The following is a 21,208-nucleotide window of genomic DNA, read 5'->3' as shown; positions in this document are numbered from 1 at the left end:
CGCCGACCGGGAACGAATCCTCGGAAACGACCACCCCGACACCCTCCTCACCCGCAACAACCTCGCAACCAGTTACGAGGAGCGGGGACGGACCGACGACGCCCGCACCTTGCTCGAGCACGTCCTGGCCGACTACGAACGGACCCTGGGCCCCGACCACCCCCACACCCTCACCGCCCGCGGCAACCTCGGCCATATCTACAGACGGGCAGGTCGAACCGCCGAAGCCGACACCCTGGAGGAACGGCTGCTCGCCGACCGGGAACGAATCCTCGGAAACGACCACCCCGACACCCTCCTCACCCGCAACAACCTCGCAACCAGTTACGGGGAGCGGGGACGGACCGACGACGCCCGCACCTTGCTCGAGCACGTCCTGGCCGACTACGAACGGACCGTGGGCCCGGATCACCCCAGTACCCTCATGGTCCGCGGCAATCTCGCCTTCATGTACGCGCAGGCAGGACTCGCGGCCGAAGCCATAGCCCTGGCGGAGGGCCTGCTCGTTGACCAGGTACGAATCCTCGGAAACGATCACCCCGACACTCTGAGCACGCGCAACAACCTCGCCGAGAGCTACCGGGCGGACGGGCGCACCGACCAAGCCGTGAAACTGTACGAACGCACCCTCAGCGACCGGGAACGCATTCTCGGCGCCACCCACCCCGACACCCTGAACACCCGCGGCAACCTCGCCGGCACCTACGGACAGGCAGGACGAACCGCCGAGGCCATCACTCTGCAGGAACGCCTGCTCGCCGACCAGGAGCGAATCCTGGGAAGCGACCACCCCAACACCCTCACCACCCGCAACAACCTCGCCGAGAGCTACCGGGCGGACGGGCGCACCGACCAAGCCGTAGAACTGTACGAACGCACCCTCAGCGACCGGGAACGCATCCTCGGCGCCACCCACCCCAGCACGCTCATCAGCCGCAGCAACCTCGGCCTCTTCTATGCGCAAACGGGCCGGACCAACAACGCCATCAGTCTGCTGGAAGAAGTCTTGGCCGACTTCGAGCGCATCCTCGGGCCCGACCACCCCAACACCCTGGCCACCCGCAGCAACCTCGCGTCCTCCTACGAACAGGCAGGACGAACTCAGGAAGCCATCAGCCTGCACGAACGCACTCTGACCGACCGGGAACGCGTCCTCGGTGCTCACCATCCCGACACGCTTGTCAGCCGCATCAACCTCGGCCTTTCCTACGCTCAGGCGGGCCGGACCGACGACGCCGTCAGTCTGCAGGAAACAGCCCTGTCCGATTTCGAGCGCATCCTCGGTGCCACCCACCCCAACACCCTCACGAGCCGCGACCACCTCGCCGCTCTCTACCTGAATGTCGGCAGAACCGCCGAGGCTGCCGTTCTGCGAGAACGCGCGGTGGCGGACAGGGCACGTGCCCTGGGTGGCGCGCACCCCGACACGCTCCTCAGCCGTGCCACCCTCAGTCTCACCTATGGGCACGCGGGCCGAACCGGCGAAGCGATCTCCCTGCAGGAACAGACGCTCACCGAGCAGAAGCGGCTTCTCGACCCCGAGCACCCGCACCTTCTCATCAGTCGCAACAACCTCGCCCTGCTCTACCACCAAGCAGGGAGGGCCGACGAAGCCGTCACCCTCATGGAGTCGGTCCTGGCCGACGTCGAGCGCCGACGTGGCCCCGAACACCCCGACACCCTCACCACCCGCCACAACCTCGCCACGATACGCCGCGGCGCGGGGTCGTAGCGGCAAGCGCGGGACGGGCTTCGCTCGCATGCCGTTGGGGCGTGCCGCGGAGGAGTGGGACGTCTGTGTGGGTGGCGTCGAGGCGGATGTGTTCGTAGCGGACGGGGTGACGCCGGACCTCCTGGTCCTGTGAGGTGTCCACGCTGACTCCCGCGACCAGGACAGGGGGCGAGGACCGGTTCCCCTGGTGTGCGGCTGTTCCACGACGCGGTGAAGCGGACTCCCGTCCACGGGTGGTCCGGACCGGCTGGTGTGAAGTGTCCGGCGACGCCGCGCGCGGGACCTTGTTTCAGCGGGCCGTCTTCCCCCACCCGGCGGAGCCGGCCGGCGGTGTCGTAGCGTCCCAGCAGCAGCACCGGAGGGCTGCGCAGCGGGCCGGTGACGGCCCCGATGCGGGTCTCGGTGGAATCGCGGCAGCGGATCTTGGTCCAGGCACGCACGCCCGGCCGGTGGCGGCCCGTAAGGCTTTGGCGACGATTCCTTCGACGCCGGGGACGTCGGTCCACTCGTGAAGCCACTCCCCCGCTACCACCAGGTCCGTGGTCGACGGGCACAGCGTCGGCGGCCCGACCCGGTGATCGGCGAACAGCCCTTCCAGGACCTCACGCCGACGCACGAACGAGACGTTCAGAAGTTCGTGGCCGCCGGTCTGGCGAAGCCGCGGTCCGCGCGGGCGAGCAGGGCTGGGGAGGGGATCCTCGCCAGGTGCGGTCGGTGACGTCCCCGGTGAGGGGATGTGGGCGGTGCGGAACGGCGGCTTCTGGCGAGGGTCAGGGGTTGCTGCCCGGTAATGGCCGGTTTCACCGTATTGCCCGAGAGCTCCGCCGCCTGGGACCTTGGTGGGATGCTCGATACCCATTCGCGTAGGTACCTGCTCATGGTCCGCAGAATGTTCTGGACCGGCGTCGTGCTTCTCGGCCTCGGACTGGCCGCGGGCTGGTCCGTAAGAAGGCATCGGGCGATCGCGTGGGACTGTGATCCGACGTGCCGTCCCGTGGCCGGCTCCACTTGGCGGACCATCTCGGACGCGGCGACGGTGTCCATCGCGCTCGGGGCCGTCCTCGCCGCAGCCGCCTTCCTGATGATCATGCTCCGCCGCCCACGGGCGGCCGAGCGAGACGCCGACAGCCCATCGTCAGCAGCGCTGCATGACAAGGGCAGCCCGTGAGAGCGCTGGGCCAGCTCCGTGGGGACGAACTGCCCTCATGCCCTTGCTGCAGGGGTAGTTGACAACGTCGTGGCTTAGCCGGAGCTGGTGGTAGGTAGTCGAGTCGACGGGGCCGGGGGCATCGGGCCGGTGGCGGCGCCCCACACGCCGGCGCCGCCCCTGCACCGGCCTCGGGGAACAGACACCTCGCGCGCAGGACGTAGATCCCCACCCGCGAACGCCGGAATCCACATGCCCGCGCCGCCGGCCCCAGCGGGTCGCCCCGCTCGGGCAAGCCATCAGGGCGTTGGACACGGCGTCCGCGACCGCACATCCCTCCCATGACGGCGAGTTCGACCTTCGGGTCTCCGCTCGTGCCGCAAGGCTTCTCACGACGCCGGGCGGAACCCATGATGACGGGATGGCCATCAACGAGGATCTGCTCTGGGACGCGGCCCGAAGGGGAACGCCGATCGGCCCGCGGCTGCGGCGTACCGCGGTGACGGCAGGCTGTACCGGCCTGTTCGCCGTGATGCTGTGGACGTATTCCGGTGCCACGTGGGCGGTCTGTGCGGCGGTGGCCTACGTGCTCGCGGAGTTCGGGTACCGGGTGTGGGACCGGCGGCGCCTGGTCGAGGCGAAAATCATCGACGGCGGGGCCGATGGCCGCCCCAAGCTCCGGATCCGGCAGGCCGGCGGACGGACAACCGAACACGACCCCGGCCAGGTGGTCAGGGTCCTCATCATCCATGACAACGTCGTCGACTCGGCGAAGCTGCGCCTGCGCCTGCGCGGGAAGCGGATCTTCTTCGGGCGCCCTGGCCGCTCTCCAGCACTCACGACGTGGCGGAGTACGTGCCCGAGCGCCCGCGTCCAGGAAAGAAGCGCCCGGTGGGGCATGCCAGGAGTTCCCGACTGAGCCGGCCGAATCGCCGCCGCCGCATGGCGCGCACCACCACGGCGCCCCCCGATTACGGGAGGGCGATGTCGGCACCGTTCGCCGCCGGCGCCGTCGTCGGCAGAGCCGCGCCCGCTCTCACCCGCCGGCACGGGCCGACGGTGCTCACCGTCGCCTCCCTGTCCTCGCCGGGATGTGCCTGGCGCCGGCCCCCCTCGTCGGCTCGGCGACAGGACGCCAGGCGGCACTGCCCGTGCTGGCCGTCGGCGGAGCCGCGTTCGGCGCCTTCACCGCGTCGGTGTTCACCCAGGTCCTGGCCCTGGTGCACGGCCCCGCCGCCGATGCTGACACCGCGTTCCGGCACGCCATGCTCTACCAGGTCGCCGCCTTCACGATCACAGCGCTGATCAGTCTCGGGCTCCACCACCGGCCTGGCACCGGGCCCATGCACGGCCACAGCACCCAGGAGAGCGCATCCGAAAGCAAAGCCACCCGCCCTCAGCGGCGGGCGGCACGCTGTACTCAGAGCGACGGGCAGGTGAGACCCTCTCGTACGTTCTGCACCATGGGGGCGGCGAACTCCTGTTTCGGCTCCCCGTAGCTGTACGGGCCACCGCCCTGCGGGTTCTCTGTCGCCTGGCTGCCCGTCAGGACCCGGAGGAGTGGGTGACCGGCATCGCAAAGGACCGCGTCGCCCGGCGATCGTCGGCGAGGCCTCGCTCGCCTACCTCCGGACCAAGGACGGCGACCGCCCGGAACACAAGGGGTGGGAGTAGGTCGCCCATGCCTTCGGCGAGCAGGGGCCCGCGCTCGCCGAGCGGTTGGTGGCAACGGTCCGGGCCTGGGACCGCCATGCGCGCGCAGACGACGACAAGCACGGCGATCCTGTCCTGACGGTCCACCCGGCCGGTACGCCCGACGATGCGTTGTCCGCCGGCGACGTCCTGGACAAGCTGCACAGCCGCTTGGTGTTCCGATGCCGGGGCGTGACGCGGTGCTGCCCGGTTCCGTTGAGCGTCCTGTGGCTGACGTCGTCGACGAAGGGGTGTGATGGTGGAACGGGTCGTGCGACAGGCGGTGTTCGGGCGGAGCGCGAGGAGCCTGACCGGATGCGGCGCGCGCACGCTGTTGACGCGAAGCAGTTCCGGGTGTCCGCTTCGGGCCGGAGGCGTGGGGGTGGCAGGGCCGCACCCTGGGGCCATGGGCCGGGGGCTGCCGGCTGCGCATGGCCCATCGCCTCCCGGCCTGCTCCCGCGGCGTCCACCCCGCCCTCGCCCCCTCATCGCCCGCCGGGCCCAAGAGCTCACCCACACCCCCCGTCCCCACGCCCTGACCGCCCGGAGGCCCTCGTGACGCAACCGACCGCCGCTCCCTCCCTGCTCGGAGTGTTCGCCCACCCGGACGATGAATCCCTCCTCGCCGGCGGCGTGCTCGCCCAGCACGCCGCCGTCGGCGCCCGCACCGCAGTCGTCACCGTTACCTGGACAGCCGACAGCCACCGAGCCCCCGAACTCGCCGAGGCCCTGAACGTCCTGGGCGCCGGGGCCCCGCGGTTGCTCGGCTACGCCGATGCCCGCAACCCCGCCTCGGCACCCGACGGTGCCGGGCGCCTCATCGACGCGCCCCTCGACGAAGCCGTCGGCCGCCTGGTAGCGCACATCCGCGAGGTCCGGCCCGACATCGTCATCGGCCACGACGCCCTGGGCCAGCTCACCGGGCACCCGGACCACCGGCGCGCCCACCAGATCACACTCCTCGCCGTCGAGGCCGCCGGGCTGCCGCACCTGTTTCCCGACGCCGGCGAGCCGTGGCAGCCGGCGGCCCTGTACGCGGCCACGCACTCGGAATCCGGTGTGGACCGGCTCGGGCCGCTGTTGCGGAGCGTCGGGAAGACCCTGCTCACGGTGCCGGATGCTTACGTGACCGCGACCGTCGATGTTTCACCCTGGGCCGCGGTGAAGATGGCGGCGATCCTCGCGCACCGCAGCGAAGCCGCCCGCGAGCGGCCCCTGCCCGGCCTGCTCGCCCGCCTGCCCGAAGCAGAACGCGACGAGATCATCCGCACCGAGTCCTTCACCCGGCTCACCCCCGGCCCCGCGCCGGGTGACCCTCACCGGCTCGTCGCCTGACCGACCGCCGTCCCATGGTTCCGCAGCACGTTCGGAACGGGTCACAGCTCGCCGGAGCGAGCTGGACGCGCTCGCCGTCAGGTGCGCCCTCGGCGCGATCATGCCGAAGGTGTACGCCGGCTCCGCACCGGAAACTGCGACATGAGGCCAACTGAGAAGCCATCTCATGTGGGCGAGTTCGGTACTCTGCGAGTCATCGCGGGGATCGTTGAGCGGCTGGTGCCGGACGAGTGGTGGGAGTTGTTCCAGCGGGTGGTGCCGGAGGCGCCGTCGCGTGCGCAGGGTGGTGGGTGCCGAGCGCGACAGCCGGCACGGCCCGGTTCACCCAGCCCGAGTTCAACCAGGGACGGACCACGCCCGGCTCAGAGCCCCTGGAGAGCGCGCCTTCGCGCAACTCAAAGCCCTGCGACCACTCCGGCGAGCCAGATGTTCCACCCGACGCGCACCTCACCCCCCGAAGGCAATAACCCGGCAACAACAGCACTCGAGCGGCCCTTCGGAAGAGCCACCGTCGGCAGCACGTACCCGCCTCCGGCTGCTTTCGGGCGTGTTCCTTCCGCAGGTGAGATCGGAGTCGGCCATTCTGAGCGTCCCTCAGGTCTTTGGTCTCCTCCGGGCACGCCCGTCGGACCATCGTCGGCACAGGTCGCCGAGTGGGGGACGCACGATGGCCGAGAACCGCCCGCGGGGATTCCAGCCAGATTTCGTCAGGCGCAATAGTTATGTCGTTGCTTACTTCTGGGGGCTGGTGCCTAAGGTCTTCTCGCATTCGGTTCACGGCGGTGCCGAACTGAGGGGGAAGCGATGTCGCGTGTCAAGCCTGTCCTGGAGCGGGCTCTCGGCAGGACTCCGTTACTCCACCTCACCGTTACTCACCAGGGACGTTCGCGCCGGCTGGCACTGAAGCTGGAGGGGCACGGTCCCAGCGGTTCGGTCAAGGACCGCAGCGCCGTAGGACTCCTGCAGGCCCTGCACCACGAGCAACCGCTGACCCCGGGCACCGTGGTGGTCGAGTCGACCTCCGGGAATCTCGGCCTGGCGCTGGCCCGATTACTGCGCGCCCTCGACTGCACCTTGCTCGCCGTGGTCGACCTCAAGACTCCGCCCGTCACTCGCCGCATGCTCGAGGCCTACGGCGCGCGCGTCCTGGTGGTCGACGAGCCGGACGGCCAAGGCGGCTATCTGCTGAGCAGGCTGCGCACCGTGCGCGAGCTGCTGGCCCAGAACCCCGGCTACCGCTGGCCCAACCAGTATGAGAACTGGGCCGCTCCCGAGGTGCATCGCACCACCACGGGCCCGGAGATCACCGAAGACGCGGGTGCTGGGCTCGACGCGGTCTACGTCCCTGTCTCCACCGGCGGGACCCTCGCCGGCATCGCCTCCCATCTGCGCGAGCACCGCCCCGACGTCGCCCCGGTCGCCGTCGACGTACGCGGTTCACTGGCCGTCGCCGGAAGCGCGGGACGCCGGCTGATACCGGGCATCGGGGCCAGCCGCCCCTCCGCCTTCCTGAAGGGCGCGGACAGCTACGACCGCCTCGTGCGGGTCGACGACGTCGAGGCGATCACCGTCTGCCGGATCATGGCCGAGGACCTGGGGCTCGCGCTCGGCGGGTCCAGCGGCTGCGCCGTGCGCGCGGTGGTCACCGATCTGGTGGACGATCCCGCGCCACGGGGACTCTCGGTCTGTGTGGCCGCCGACGGTGGCGAGAAGTACCGCGAGACTCTCTACTCCGACGACTGGGCGAGCGAACAGGGCATCGCCGAACAGATAGCCGCCACGACGAGACAGCTGCGCCATGAGGGCTTGTTCTTCACACGGCGGCAACCGCACCACCTGGAGCACCAGCGACTATGAGTACGAGCATCACGCCAGGACGGCGCGAGAGCGGCCGCGACTACCGGCAGTTCCTTCCGCTGGTGCAGGGCGCGACCTTGATCGAATGGACCGGGACCGGCCTGTTCCTCGCCGTGTCGACCATCTACTTCGTCAAGGTCGCCCATCTCAGCACCTCGTCCGTGGGCATCGGATTGACGATCGGCGGCGCGACCGCTCTTTTCGCCGCCCTGCCCATCGCCCGGCTGGCCGAACGCTTCGGCCCCAAATCCGTGCTGATCGGTGTGATGCTCCTGCGCTCCTTGGCAACCATCGGCTATCTGTGGGTGGACGGCTGGTGGAGTTTCCTGCTGGTCGTCTCCCTCGTCGCCGTCACCGAGCAGTCCTCGCCCGCTCTGGTGCAGGCGTATGTCGGCGCGCGGGCACCGGACAGTTTGCGCGCGAGGGTGATGGCCGTCCAGCGCACCGTCGTCAATCTGGGCATCAGTCTGGGAGGGCTGATCGCCGGAGTCGCCCTGGGTTCGGGCTCGCACGGCGCGTTCCGGCCGCTGCTGATCGGTGGCGCGGTCGCCTACGTCATCGTGGCCGCGGTGTTCGCCACCGCACGCGACGAGGGCTCGGCCGGCAGCGTCGGGACGACGGGCGTACGGCAATTGCTCAAGGACTGGCGGCTGCTGGGCTTCATCACGTACAACGCGCTGGTGTCGCTGTGGATGCCGGTGCTCAACGTGGCGTTCCCGCTGTGGCTGGTGACCGCCACCGAGGTGCCGGAGCGCTACGTCGGCATCCTCTACGCCGTCAACACCGTGCTCTGCATCGCTCTCCAGTACCCCCTCAACCGCTGCTCCAACACGACGCGTCGGGCCTGGTTGTCGTACGCGACGGCGGCGGCGCTGCTGAGCTGCGGCGCGCTGGCGTTCGCCGCCGCGCCGGGCTTCGGCACGCGCGGCGCACTGCTGACGATGGGCGGCGCGGTCGTGCTGTTGACCTTCGCCGAGCTGCTGCAGGTCGGCGCGTCCTGGACGCTCTCCTTCGATCTGGCCCCCGAGGGGGCGCGCAGCGCCTACCTGGTGCTGTTCAACACCAGCCGCACCGTCGCCAACCGGGTCGCGGGCCCGGTCCTGATGACGGGTGTGGTGCTCGCCCTCGGCAAGGCCGGCTGGATCGCGCTCGCCTGTGTGCTGCTGGCGGGCGCGTTCGTCCCCCTCGCAGCGCTGCGAGGGGCGCGCCGTGCCGGGACGGCCCTGCCGGCGGAACGCGCAGACGAACGAAAGGCGCGTACCGGCCGCTGAACTGCGGCCTGTTGGGCCGTCCCCCGTCCGAGCATTCCCACCCCGGCCAAGGAGGCCCCGCTCGCCATGGACTTCGATCAGTACCCAGACAGTCCCTTCCTCCATCTGACGCGCGCGGACGTCGTCGAGGCCGCCCGGGGCGTGGACGTCGTGCAGACGGTGGCCGAAGCGCTGACGCTGCACAGCGCGGGGCAGTCGGTCCTCCCCGAGGAGGCCTACCTCGGCTGGACGACCCCGCGGGGCGACTCGGCCCGGCTGCTGGCGATGCCCGGCGCGCTGCTCGAGGCCGGCCGCCCGCCCGTCGTCGGCCTGAAGACGATCAACGCCTCACTGGGCAATCCGGCACGAGGTATTCCGCGCTCCCAGGGCTTCACCCTGCTGCTCGACCCGGAGACGGCACGGCCCGTCGCCCTGATGGAGGCGGCGTACATCAGCGCCATGCGCACCGCGGCGGTGACCGCGCTGGCCGTGCGCCACCTGGCGGTGAGGTCCCCGCAGCGGCTGGCACTCGTCGGCTGTGGTGCCCTCGCCCAGGCGCATGCTGCGCTGTTGCTGCGCACCGTGCCGACCCTGCGCGCCCTGGCGCTCTACGACGTGACGCCCGAACGCGCCGATGCCCTCGCCGCGTACGTCGCCTCGCTGCCCGGCGGCGCGAAGGTCGAGACCGTGCGGGCGGAGAGCGCACGAGAGGCGGTGCGGGACGCCGAACTCGTCGTGCCCGTCACCACGGTGACGCAGGGGTACATCGAGCCCGACTGGCTGCGGCCCGGCGCGCTGGTCTGCCACGTCTCGCTGGACGACCTCACCGAGGGGGTGGTGCTCGCCGCCGACACGGTGATCGTCGACGACTGGAGCCTGGTGCGCGACGACCCGCGCCGTCTTCTCGGCCGGATGCACCGGGCGGGCACCCTGCTCGGCCCCGACGGCGCCCCTCGGGACGGGGTGACCGCACAGCCCGGCGCGCGCCGGGTGGACGCCACCCTCGGCGACGTGCTCGCCGGCCGTCACCCGGGCCGCCACCGCCAGGACGAGATCATTATCAGCAATCCCTTCGGCATGTCGATCCTCGATGTCGCCGTCGCCGACCGTATACACGCTCGCGCCGAGGCCGCCGGCCTCGGCACCCGGCTCACGCTCTGAGGGGGACGCATCATGGCCATCGACCTCAATGTCCAGGAAATCAACCGCACCATGTGGTCGTACGGGGAGTACCGGCACGTGGCCGACCTGCTGCGCCCGGGCGCGGCCGAGCTGGTCGGACGGCTCGGCCCCGAGCCCGGCTGCCGCCATCTCGATGTCGCCACCGGCAACGGCAACGTGGCGCTGCTGTCCGCGCAGCGCGGATCGGTGGTGACCGGGCTCGATCTGACGGACGAGTTCTTCTCCGATGCCCGCGAGCGCTTCGCCGAGGCGGGAGTGGAGGTGGAGCTGCACCGCGGGGACGCTCAGGAGCTTCCCTTCGCCGACGGCTCGTTCGACCTGGTGACTTCCACCTACGGGGTGCAGTTCGCGCCCGACCATGCCGCCTCCTCCGGAGAGATGGCCCGGGTGCTGCGCCCCGGCGGCCGGATCGGGATGTGCAACTGGACGGCGCGCAGTTGGACGGCGCACTTCCAGGAGATTCTGTCTGCCTATTTCCCTTCGCCCAACGGTCATCAGGGGCAGCCGATGCTGTGGGGCTCGGCGGACTACCTTGCCGAGCTGTTCGGCGCCTCCTTCACCGTCACCGCAGAACGCAGGGAGCTGTTCTACCCGTTCGCGACCGCCGAGGACCTGGTCGCCTTCTTCGAGAACTGCTTCGGTCCGTGCATCGCCGCGAAGAACACGATCTCCCCGTCGTCGCGCTGGAAGGAGCTGCGCGCCGAGATGGTCGAGATGACCGAGGGCTTCCACACCACGGACGAGCGGGGAACCGGAGTCCCCGTCGAGTATCTGCTCGTCCTCGCGGAGAAGAAGGGATCCCTGTGACCGCTCTGCCGACACACTATCCCTCGCTGCCGCTGGCCGAAGGGGCCCGGGAGCGGGCCGTCGCCGCGGCGCTGACCCGTAGCGAGCCGTACCCGCTGGGCGAGGGCGTCCACGCCCACGTGGAACGGCATGCGGTCGCCCGGCCCGATCGCACGGCGATCGAGGACGGCGAACAAAGTGTCAGCTACGGTGAGTTGGCCGACCGGATGCAGCGGATCGCCGCCCAACTGGCCGCAGCGGGTGTCACCGGCGGGCAGATCGTCGCGGTTGGCGGCCGTCGCGGCGCCGATGTCGTCTGCGCCTTCCTCGCGCTGGAGCTGCTGGGCGCCGTCTATCTGCCTGTCGACGCGAGCTGGCCCGCCGCCCGCGTCGACGGGCTGCTGAGGGACAGCGGCGCGGTGCTGCTGCTCACGGTCGGCGGGCCCGCAGACCGTGGCGAACTGGTCAAGGGCGCTCAGGCGGCCGGCGTGCGCACCGCCTCCCCGGCACCCGCGGCCGCCCGCCGCACGCGGCCGTCACCGCCGCCCGCCGACGAAGTGCGTTACGTCCTGTACACCTCGGGATCGACCGGCCGCCCCAAAGCCGCGGTCGTCGAACACGCGGGAATGCTCAACCACCTGTGGGCCAAGGTCGACGACCTCAAGATGACCGCCGCCGACCGCCTGGCGCAGACCGCGCCGCTGAGCTTCGACATCTCCGTCTGGCAGATGCTGGCACCGCTGCTCGTCGGCGGCCGCGTCCAGATCTTCAGCGACGACCAGGCCCGGGACGGCGCGCTGCTGCTGGAGGCGGTACGCCGGAGCGGGACCACCGTCCTGGAGACCGTGCCCACGCTGATCCGCTTCCTGCTGGACGCCCAGCAGAGCGCGGGGATCCGGCCCGGCGCGCTGCGCTGGATGATCGCCACCGGCGAGGAACTGCCGCCCGCTCTGGCCCGCCGGTGGCACGAAGCCCTTCCCGGCATTTCGCTGCTCAACGCCTACGGCCCCACGGAGTGTTCGGACGACGTCACCCACGCCGTCCTCGGCGCGCCCGGCCCCGACGTACGCCATCTGCCGATCGGCACTCCGGTCGGCAACGCCGCGCTGTACGTCCTGCGCGCCGAGGACGGGCGGTGGCACGCCTGCGACCACGGGGAGACGGGCGAGCTGTTCGTCGGCGGCCTCGTCGTGGGCCGCGGCTATCTGGGCGACCCGGAGCGGACCGCGCTCGCCTTCTTCGCCGACCCGTTCACGGAGGGCGGCGGGCGGTTGTACCGCACCGGCGACGCGGTGCGGGTGCTGCCGGACGGCCAGTTGGAGTATCTGGGCCGGGTCGACCGGCAGGTGAAGCTAGGCGGCGTCCGCATGGAGCTCGCCGAGATCGAGGCGGAGCTCGGCGCCCACCCCGCGGTGGCCGCCTGCGCGGTCGCCGTACACACCGACGGCGACGAGGGCGCGCTGGTGGCCCGCGAGAGTGCCCACGCTCCGGCGGTGGGCCACCAGCGGCTGGTCGCGTACGTCACGACCCCCGGCGGGGAGGTGGCGGAGGAGGCGCTGCGCGCCCATCTGACCGAGCGGCTGCCCGCGCCGATGGTGCCGCACACGTTCGTGGTGCTTCCACGGCTGCCGCTCACCCGCAACGGCAAGACCGACTACAAGGCCCTGCCCGCACCGCCGCGCCGACGCCGCCCCGGCACTCGTCCCTTCAGTCCGCCGCGCAATGAGGCCGAGGCCGCGATCGCCGGGCTCGTCGCCGAACTGCTGGGCAGCGGGCAGGTCGGCCGCGACGACTCGTTCCTGGAGCTGGGCGGCGACTCACTGCAGGCCATGCGGCTGGTCGCACGGCTGCGGGACACGGGATCGGCGGTGAGCCTGCGCGAGGTGCTGCGCAACGGCAGCCCGGCCGCGCTCGCTGCTCTCGGCACCCGGATCGCGCCCGCCCGCAGAAGCGCCGGCACCGATCATGTCCGGGACGCTCCGCGCAGCCGCCCGCTCACTCCGCAGCAGGCGGGCGTGTACTTCCACTGGCGGCTGGATCCGCGGAGTCCCTACTACAGCTACCAGGGCTCCCTGGAGCTGGACGGTCCGCTGGACGTCCCCCGCCTGGCTGCCGCCTGGCGGCTGCTGCTGGCCGAGAATCCGCTGCTGCTCGCCCGGTTCGCCGAGCCGGACGAGGCGCAGGGGGACGAAGTGGTGCACCACTTCCCGCACTGGGACGTGCCGCTGCCAAAGCGGCCGCGGGAGGTCACGGCGGACGCGTACCGACGGCTGGCGGCCGAGGAGGCCGCCCGCCCCTTCGACCTGCTGGCCGCGCCGGGGCTGCGCGCCGGGCTGTTCAAGCTGCCGGATGGACAGCACCGCGTGCTGGTCACCATGCATGAGCTCCTGCTCGACGGCTGGGGCGCCACCGTCCTCTTCCAACGGCTGGCCGAGTTGTACGAACGGCGTCCGGCCGCGCCCGACCCCGAGCGCTCCACCCGCTACGACCGCTACCTCGACCACCTCGATCGGGTGCTGGCCGCCGAGGAGACGGCCGAGGCGGGCCGGTACTGGCTGCGGCAGCTCGCGGGCGATCTTCCGGTGCTCCAGATCGCGCAGAAGCAGCGTCCGGCCGCGCCCACCTACCGGGGTGCGATCACCGAGGCCGTGCTGGACGAGACTCTGTCGCAACGGCTGCGGGAGACCGCGCTGTCCGCGTCCGCGACGCCGTTCGTACCGCTGCTGGCCGCGTACGCGCTGACGCTCGGTTATTACGGCGACGCCGACGAGGTCGTCGTCGGAGCGCCGATGGCGGGTCGGGAGCGGCCGGAGACGGCCGATGTGCCCGCCTTCATGCTCGCGATGCTGCCGCTGCGGCTGCGCATCGACCCGGCCGCGACGCTCGCCGAGTTCACCGCCCTGGTGCGCGACACGGTGTACGACGCGTACGCCGCCGCGGACCATCCCTTCGGCTGGACGCTGCGTCAGCTGCCGGCCGCCTCCAGGAGCTCGGCGGCGACCCCCGTCTTCCAGACGATGCTGAACATGCTGCCGTACCCGGCCCGCGCGACCACCGCCGACGGCGTCGGCTTCCGCTTCGTCGAACTGGAAACCGGCTACACGAAGTACGACTGCGCCCTCTACGTGCAGCCGCACGGCCCGGATCGGCTGCTGCTCCAGTACGCCTACCAGCAGGAGCTGCTCGACGAACCGGTCGCGCGCAACGTCCTGGAGTCCACGTTGATCGCGTTGAGGGCCCTCACCGACCCGCGGCGCGCCGCGCACACTGCCATCCGATCCCTCGACCTGCTGCCCGGAGGCGGACCATCATGACCACCCCGACCCTGCTGCAACGCTTCGCCGCGCAGGTGGCGGCCCGCCCCGAGGCCGTCGCCCTGCGCCACACCGGCACCACGCTCACCTACCGCGAGCTCGACGAGTGGAGCGGCCGGCTGGCCGCACAGCTCGCCGCCAAGGGCACGGGGCCCGGCTCCTTGGTCGCGCTCGCCGCGCAGCGCGGTCCCGCCGCGGTCGCCGGGGTGCTCGCCGTTCTGAAGACCGGCGCGGCCTATCTCGGGCTGGATCCGGCGATCCCCGTGCGGCGCCAGCGCCGCATGGTGGAGGAGACGGGGCCGCAGGCCGTGCTGGCCGAGCCGGGGCTCGATCAGTTTCCCACGCTGGACGCGCCCCGCGTCCGGCTGGCCCCGGTCGCGGAGGGCCCGGTGCACCAAGGGCCCGAACAGGAGCCGGACGACGACGCGCTGTTCCACGTCGTCTACACCTCCGGCACCACCGGGAACCCCAAGGGCGTACGGATCAGTTACCGTTCCGTCCGCGGCCGGCTGGAGTGGATGTGGGAGGACCACCCGTTCCCCGAGAACGCGGTGCTGGCAGTGCAGAAGTCACTGGCGCTCGTCGCCTCGCCCTGGGAGCTGCTCGGTGGCCTGCTCCAGGGCGTCCCGTCGGTCGTGCTCAGCACCGAAGAGCTCCTCGACCCGGTGCTGTTCGCCGCCGTCGTCGCCGAGCAGCGGATCACCCATCTCTTCCTCACCCCGCAGCTGATCGGCGGGCTCCTGGAGGAGAGCTCGAAGCTCTCCGGTTCCCACCGGCCGGTGCTGGTGACCAGCGGTGCCGACAGCCTGCCCGTACGAACCGTTCACCGCTTCAGGGAGGTCTGGCCCGGGGCCACGCTCCTCAATCTGTACGGCATGACCGAGACCGCCTCCAACGTCGCCGCGTACGACACGGCCGCCCTGCCCGAGGACGCCGCACGTGTGCCGGTCGGCGGCGCGGTGGCGGGAGCGTCGATCTCGGTCCGCGACCGGCACGGCCGCCGGCTGCCCCCTGGTGTGACGGGTGAGGTGTGGGTCTGCGGGCCGCCGCTGGCCCTCGGCTATCTCGGCGGCGACGGCGAGGACCGCTTCACCGTCGACGACCAGGGAGTGCGCCACTACCGGACCGGTGACCGGGGCCGTCATCTCCCGGACGGGGCGCTGGAGATCACCGGCCGCGCCGACAACCAGATCAAGGTGCGCGGCTACCGTGTGGAGCTGGAGGAGATCGAGTCCACCCTCCGCAAGGCACCCGGCGTCACCGACGCCGGGGCGTACGCGGACCTCGACGACGGCGAGCCGCGGATCGTCGCCTGCGTCACGGCCGAGGAGGAGGTGAGCGCCACGGCCCTGCGCGGATATCTGCGCGACCGGCTGCCCGACTACATGCTGCCGACACGCGTCCAGCAGGTGCCACGGCTTCCGCTGGGGCCCAACGGCAAGCTGCACCGCGCCGGGCTGCGCACGCTCGTGGCGGACATCGGACAGGAGCGGCCGGCAGGCTTCACTCCGTCCGACGCCACCGAGGCCGCCGTCGCGGCCCTCTGGGAGGAACTGCTCGGTAGTCCCCCCGCCGACGTGGACCAGAACTTCTTCGACGCCGGAGGCCACTCGCTGCTCGCCGTCCGGCTCGCCAACCGGCTTACGAAGACCGCCGGTCGGCGCATCCCCCTGCGCCGGATACTCGGCGCACCCACCGTCGGCGCGATCGCCGCACTCTGCCGCGAGGCCCAGAAGGAGGAGCGCGGATGAACATCCCCTGGCTGAGAATCCTCGACGAGGAGAAGAACGACGGCCCGGCCGACACGCTCGTGGTCTGCTTCGCACCCACCGGCGCGCACGGCTCTACGTTCGCGAGCTGGCACGGGCGGCTGCCCCACGGCATGGCTCTGGTGCTGGTCACACCGCCCGGCAGAGGCACCCGGGTGGACGAGGAACCCGTCGTCGACATGGCCGTGTACGCGGACGCGGTGGCCGCCGAGGTGCGGGCGCTGGCGACGGGCAGGCGCATGGTGCTGATCGGTGTGAGTCTCGGTGCGCTGCTGGCGTTCGAGGTCTGCCGCCGGCTGCTGGAGACCGGGGTGCCGGTGGAGCGGCTGTGCGTGGTGGCCGGACAGTCCCCGGGTGACTTCGCCGGTTCGGGCGGCAAGGTGACGCTCGACGACGCCCGCGCGTTCGCGACCGAGACCGGGCTGACGGACCCCGAACTGCTGGCCGATCCCGAGTTCGAGGAGGTGCTGCTGCCTCCCGTTCGGGCCGATATGATGTTGGCCGCCCACTATGCCGGCCGCGTGAGCGGCGCCGCGCACGTCTCGCTGCGGGCGGTGTGGGCCGTTGAGGATCCGCACGTGTCGGAGGCGGCCGTCCGACGGTGGCGCGAGTGGACCACCGCGGACTGCACGGTGCTGCCCGTGGAGGGCGGCCACTACGCCCACCAGGAGAATCCGGCAGGGGTCCTGTCCGCCTGTCTGGACGGCCTCGTACGAGCTGCCGGTCCGTCCAGAAGGACCGTGCTCGGCAGCGGCGCGGCGGTCGTCTCGGGCACCGTGCTCGCGCTCGGGACGACGACAGTCACCGCGCCGAAGGCCGCTGCCGCACAGCGGACGGCGGCCGGGGGCGGCGGGACCGGAAGCCGCGCCTTCGACGGCGATCCCACCGATCCGGTGGAGCTCGCCGTCGCGATGATCCGGCAGAACACGAGCAACCCAGGGGACGGCGCGATCACCCTGCCGCACGCACGGATGCTGGAAGGGGTCTTCCAAGCGGCCGGGGTCGCCACCGAGATCGTGCCGACCCCCAAGGAGGGCAACGTCCACTTCTTCGCCCGCGTCCCCGCCGCCGGCCCCGTGCGCGAGAAGCCCCTGATCCTGCTCGGCCACTCGGACGTGGTCCCCGCGATCGGGGACGCGTGGACGCGGGAGCCGTTCACCGGGGAGACGGCTGGGGGCATGCTGTTCGGCCGGGGTGCCCTCGACATGAAGGGGGTCAACGCCGCTTTCGTCGCCGCCCTGCTGCGCCATGTGCGGCAGGGCACGCGATTCGACCGGGACATCGTCTTCTGGTCCGACTGCGACGAGGAACAGGGTCCGTACGGCGTCCGTTGGCTGCTCACCGAACACCCGGGCAAGGTGCAGGCCGGAGCGGTCCTCACCGAGGGCGGCTGGGTGCTCAACCAGCGTGACGGCACCACACCCATGATCGCTACGCTGACCTGCAACGACAAGCGCTCCCTGCTGCTGCGGCTGGAAGCGGCCTCGTACGCCACGCACACCTCCAAGCCGTTCAGCGGGCAGGCCGTGATCCGACTGGGCGAGGTACTGGAACAGCTCGGCGGCTGGCGGGCCGCCATCCGCCCGAACACGCTGTCACGGACGTACTTCGCCGAGCTCGCCCGGGCAACCGCGGACCCGGCGCTGGCCGCCGCCGTACGGGAGATGCTCGACGCGCGCTCCGAGGCGCGACGGAACCGGGCGGGCGAGGCAGTCGTACGGCTCAGCGACACGCCCGAGCTGCACAACGCGATGCTCCGCACCACCCTGGCATTCACCTCGGCCAAGGCCGGCTACTACCCGAGTATCGTGCCCGGCACGGCGACCGCGGAGTTCCGGGCGGCTTTCCTGCCCGGTGGCGACGACCCCGGGCGAATCGTCGCCGAACTGCGCTCCCTGATCGGCAACCGGGCCACTCTGACGGTGGTCGGCAACGCCGGCGAGAGCGAGGAGCAGGCTGTCGAGCGGCTGCGCGGCTATCTGGCGGTTCCGGACTCCACCCACGACACGGACGTCTTCCGCGCCTGGCAGAACGCCGTGCGGCGGACGCATCCCGGGGTGCGGGCGACAGCCTGCCAGTTCGAGGCCGTGACCAGCGCGGTGCCGTTCCGCGAGCAGAACGTACCGGTCTACGGCATGTACCCGTTCACCGTGAACCGGGACATGCTCAAGCGTATGCACGGTACGGACGAGCACATCGGGGTCGAGGCCCTGCGGCAGGGCACGGAGACGGTCTATCAGCTCCTGGCGGGGCTGCGCGCCGGAGCCTGAGTCCCGCGGGTTCGGTGCGGGAGCGTCGTACACGGCACTCCCGCACCGACCCGCAGCCGTTCGGCGCAGGGACAGTTTCCCGCCGACAGGCGCGGCACCGACGGCCACTTCAGCCGCCACGCGTACGAACGCCGGCTGCACGCGCGGCATATCGGCGCAAGGCGGTGTAGCTGCCGCCATCCGATCCCAGGTTTTTCTGGTGCCACCCGGCTTCCCCGTACTGAGCCAATCCCGCTGCGCCGGGTGCGACAACCGAGGAGTGAGGCATGCCTACCGGCCCGAGCTGCCCTTCACCCCGGGCACAACCGGTATCGGCAGGGTGACCGGCGGGGGAGGTCGGGCTTGTGGGGCGCCGGGTTCTGGTGCGCGGTGCCGACGTCGACCTGGAACGGCCAGCTACCTGGCCCAGCCAGGTGTCGGTTCCCGTCGCCGGGGTGCGCGTGATCACTGAACGGATCGACGCAGCTTTGGCGGCCACGTGCTACTCGCCCATGACGACCGGCTGGGCCGCGGTCGATCCGGTCGGCCGAGTCGACCACGGTGACCGGGTGCCTGTCGCGGGAGCCTCCGGTGCAGTGGCGTCCATGACTGTGCAGCCGGCCGCGCTAGCAGGCGCTACCGTACTCGCCGCCGCCCGTACCCCCACCAAAGCTGCTGCCGTACTCTACGCCGCGCACGACATCCTCGTCGGCCAGGGGCCAGACACCCTCGCGGCAACGGCTGCCGACGGCGGCGTCGACGTTCTGCTGGACACCGTGGGTGGTGCCGCAGTCGCATCTCTCTCTGACGGGCTACGGGCTACCGCTCGGCGTGGCCGTCAGAACAGCAAACCTCCGCAAGGAGGAGAGCAGCGCCCGAAATCGGCGTCCGCAGTGACCGTCGCACGGACGGCCACTGCGGACGGGCACCGCGGGGTACCGCTGTCACGACATCAGTCGCGGTGCCCCTGTCGCACGCCGTGCGGGGCCGCTGCGTCGATGGCCCGCTGGGTGTCCTCGGTGATGAGGTCCAGGTTGAGCGCGGCCGCCGCCTTCAGGCCGGCGGCCGCCGAGCCGATGGCGGTCTCCGTGAGGTTGGTGACGTTGCCCGCCGCGTACACGCCCGGCGTGCTGGTCGCTCCCTGCGGATTCGTCACCACGTAACGGCCCGCGAGCTGTCCGAAGAGCCACAGTTCGGTGGTCTGGACGTCCAGGCCTGCCAGCCCCTCGACGCGTGCGGTGAAGCGGGGGGCGACCACCAGGTGGCTCAGAGCCACCTCCCGTTGCGGCCCGTCGGCCAGTACGACACCGCGCAGCCGGCCCCCGTGCACATCGAGGTGCGCCACCAGGCCCTCCACGACCCGGATGTCTCTGGCGGCGAGACGGGCGCGTGCCGCGTCGTCGAGCGGCGGGCCGCTGTGCGTGAACAAGGTGATGTCGCTGCTCCACTGACTCCACAGCAATGCCTGCTCGACCCCCACCGGACCGGTGGACAGGACGCCGATCGTCCGGTCACGCACCTCCCAGCCGTGGCAGTAGGGACAGTGGAGCACCTCTCGCGCCCAGCGCTCGGCGAGGCCGGGTACGTCGGGGAGTTCGTCCGCCAGACCGGTGGTCAGCAGCAGCCGGCGCGCCCGTACGACGGTGTCGTCGTCGAGTACGGCCTCGAAGTGCCCCTTCGAGGCACGCTTCGCGGAGACGACGGACGCCTGGACGGATCGCGCGCCGAAGCGTGCGGCCTCGCGCCGGGCGAGAGCGAGGAAGTCGGCGGGAGCGATGCCTTCGTGGCCGAGGTAGTTGTGCATGCTGTGCGCGGGGGCGTTGCGCTGCTGCCCGGCGTCGATGAGCAGGACGGTACGGCGGGCGCGTCCGAGGGTGAGCGCCGCGTTCAGGCCGGCCGCGCCGCCGCCGATCACCACGACGTCGTGGAGCCTGTCCGTCTGCTCGTCGGTCGTCCGCCGGTTGACGCTGTGCGTGTGTTCCATGGTGTTCCTTTCGCTTGGCGGTGATCTTGCGGGCGGTCACCGGCCGCACCCAAGGCACCTTGCCGACCTGGCAAGATACGAGGGTGAACCACGATGAACTGGAGGATGTGCTGCGCTCGGTCGGCGGGCGGCTGCGGGCGCTTCGGCAGCAGCGTGGCGCGACGCTGGACGCCATCAGCGAACGCACCGGCATCTCCGCGAGCACGCTGTCGCGGCTGGAGTCGGGACAGCGCAAGTACACGCTCGACCTCCTGCTGCCCCTCTCGAAGGCCTACGGGCTGCCGCTCGACGAACTGGTCGGTGCGCCGCCGGGAGGTGACCCGCGCATTCATCTGCGGCCGGTCGCCGTGTCCGGGCAGGACCAGATGGTGCTGCCCCTGGTCCGACACTACGGCGGCCCGCACGCACACAAGCACGTGCTGCCGACGGGGGCGACGACCGCCTCCGGCCACGGACTCCACGCCCATCGGGGCCATAGCTGGGTCTACGTCCTGCATGGGCGGCTGCGTGTCACCGCCGGCACCCGGCAGGTGGTCCTCGCGGCCGGGGAGGCCACGGAGTTCGACACCCGAAAGCCCCATGCACTGGGCAACGCGGGTGAGCAGCCCGTCGAGTTCCTGAGCCTCTTCGGCGCGCAGGGCGAGCGGATGCGTGTGGTCACGTCGTGGGAGGAGTCACCTGCCGAGAATCACGCAGAGTGATACCCGTCGTACGGGCCCGGCACTGCGGGATGGTCGTGGCGTTGGGCCAGGCCCGTCACCGGGCTCTGCTCGCCGTGCTGCTCGCGTACCTGGTCAGCGCCGTCGCCCACGGCCGACTCGTGTCGTGCCTGCGGGGGGGGTGCCTCTATGTAGTTCGTCAATCCCGTGCTGCCGGTTCCGGGGGTGTTGGTCTCTTTCATGCGGCGAGGG

At 71.3% G+C, this 21,208-nt stretch carries 14 protein-coding genes and 1 pseudogene; 14 read left to right on the top strand and 1 reads right to left on the bottom strand.

What is annotated here, in order from left to right:
* From Q0994_RS33450 to Q0994_RS33390, 13 genes and pseudogenes are all read left to right on the top strand, one after another.
* Positions 1-1,732: tetratricopeptide repeat protein (locus Q0994_RS33450; protein WP_299542417.1), on the top strand; the 1,732-nt coding region annotated here is incomplete at its 5' end.
* A gap of 844 nt (positions 1,733-2,576) precedes the next feature.
* Positions 2,577-2,900, top strand: coding sequence for a hypothetical protein (locus Q0994_RS33445; protein WP_299542415.1), 324 nt, complete (start codon positions 2,577-2,579; stop codon positions 2,898-2,900).
* Positions 2,901-3,300: 400 nt separating this feature from the next.
* Positions 3,301-3,798, top strand: a complete 498-nt coding sequence (locus Q0994_RS33440; protein WP_299542413.1) for a hypothetical protein — start codon at positions 3,301-3,303, stop codon at positions 3,796-3,798.
* 172 nt (positions 3,799-3,970) lie between these two features.
* Positions 3,971-4,378 (top strand): hypothetical protein, encoded by a 408-nt coding sequence (locus Q0994_RS33435; protein ID WP_299542410.1) that lies wholly within the window; start codon positions 3,971-3,973, stop codon positions 4,376-4,378.
* Positions 4,379-5,126: 748 nt separating this feature from the next.
* Positions 5,127-5,906, top strand: a complete 780-nt coding sequence (locus tag Q0994_RS33430) for a PIG-L deacetylase family protein (RefSeq protein WP_299542408.1) — start codon at positions 5,127-5,129, stop codon at positions 5,904-5,906.
* A gap of 349 nt (positions 5,907-6,255) precedes the next feature.
* Positions 6,256-6,348: pseudogene (locus Q0994_RS33425) on the top strand (IS5/IS1182 family transposase); the annotation flags it as partial.
* A gap of 362 nt (positions 6,349-6,710) precedes the next feature.
* On the top strand, positions 6,711-7,763 hold the full coding sequence (locus Q0994_RS33420) for a pyridoxal-phosphate dependent enzyme (protein WP_299542406.1): 1,053 nt from the start codon (positions 6,711-6,713) through the stop codon (positions 7,761-7,763).
* Positions 7,760-9,034, top strand: coding sequence for an MFS transporter (locus Q0994_RS33415; RefSeq protein WP_299542405.1), 1,275 nt, complete (start codon positions 7,760-7,762; stop codon positions 9,032-9,034). Before Q0994_RS33420 ends, Q0994_RS33415 begins: the two co-directional genes overlap by 4 nt.
* 66 nt (positions 9,035-9,100) lie before the next feature.
* Positions 9,101-10,174, top strand: coding sequence for an ornithine cyclodeaminase family protein (locus Q0994_RS33410; protein WP_299542403.1), 1,074 nt, complete (start codon positions 9,101-9,103; stop codon positions 10,172-10,174).
* A 12-nt stretch (positions 10,175-10,186) separates the two neighbouring features.
* A complete protein-coding gene (locus Q0994_RS33405) occupies positions 10,187-11,002 on the top strand; it encodes a class I SAM-dependent methyltransferase (RefSeq protein WP_299542401.1) in 816 nt (271 codons plus the stop codon).
* Positions 10,999-14,295 (top strand): amino acid adenylation domain-containing protein, encoded by a 3,297-nt coding sequence (locus Q0994_RS33400; RefSeq protein ID WP_299542399.1) that lies wholly within the window; start codon positions 10,999-11,001, stop codon positions 14,293-14,295. Before Q0994_RS33405 ends, Q0994_RS33400 begins: the two co-directional genes overlap by 4 nt.
* On the top strand, positions 14,292-16,046 hold the full coding sequence (locus Q0994_RS33395; RefSeq protein WP_299542397.1) for a non-ribosomal peptide synthetase: 1,755 nt from the start codon (positions 14,292-14,294) through the stop codon (positions 16,044-16,046). The genes Q0994_RS33400 and Q0994_RS33395 overlap by 4 nt, the downstream gene beginning before the upstream one ends.
* Positions 16,043-18,334, top strand: coding sequence for a M20/M25/M40 family metallo-hydrolase (locus Q0994_RS33390; protein ID WP_299542395.1), 2,292 nt, complete (start codon positions 16,043-16,045; stop codon positions 18,332-18,334). The genes Q0994_RS33395 and Q0994_RS33390 overlap by 4 nt, the downstream gene beginning before the upstream one ends.
* Before the next feature lie 931 nt (positions 18,335-19,265).
* Here Q0994_RS33390 and Q0994_RS33385 read toward each other — a convergent pair.
* A complete protein-coding gene (locus tag Q0994_RS33385; protein ID WP_299542393.1) occupies positions 19,266-20,297 on the bottom strand; it encodes an NAD(P)/FAD-dependent oxidoreductase in 1,032 nt (343 codons plus the stop codon).
* A gap of 83 nt (positions 20,298-20,380) precedes the next feature.
* Here Q0994_RS33385 and Q0994_RS33380 point away from each other — a divergent pair, with 83 nt between their 5' ends.
* On the top strand, positions 20,381-20,998 hold the full coding sequence (locus tag Q0994_RS33380; protein WP_299542391.1) for a helix-turn-helix domain-containing protein: 618 nt from the start codon (positions 20,381-20,383) through the stop codon (positions 20,996-20,998).
* Positions 20,999-21,208: the final 210 nt, after the last annotated feature.

Source organism: uncultured Streptomyces sp., from assembly GCF_947488945.1.
Taxonomy (GTDB): domain Bacteria; phylum Actinomycetota; class Actinomycetes; order Streptomycetales; family Streptomycetaceae; genus Streptomyces.
The sequence above is the reverse complement of the archived record's forward strand: the minus strand, read 5'-3'. Positions and strand labels throughout refer to the sequence as shown.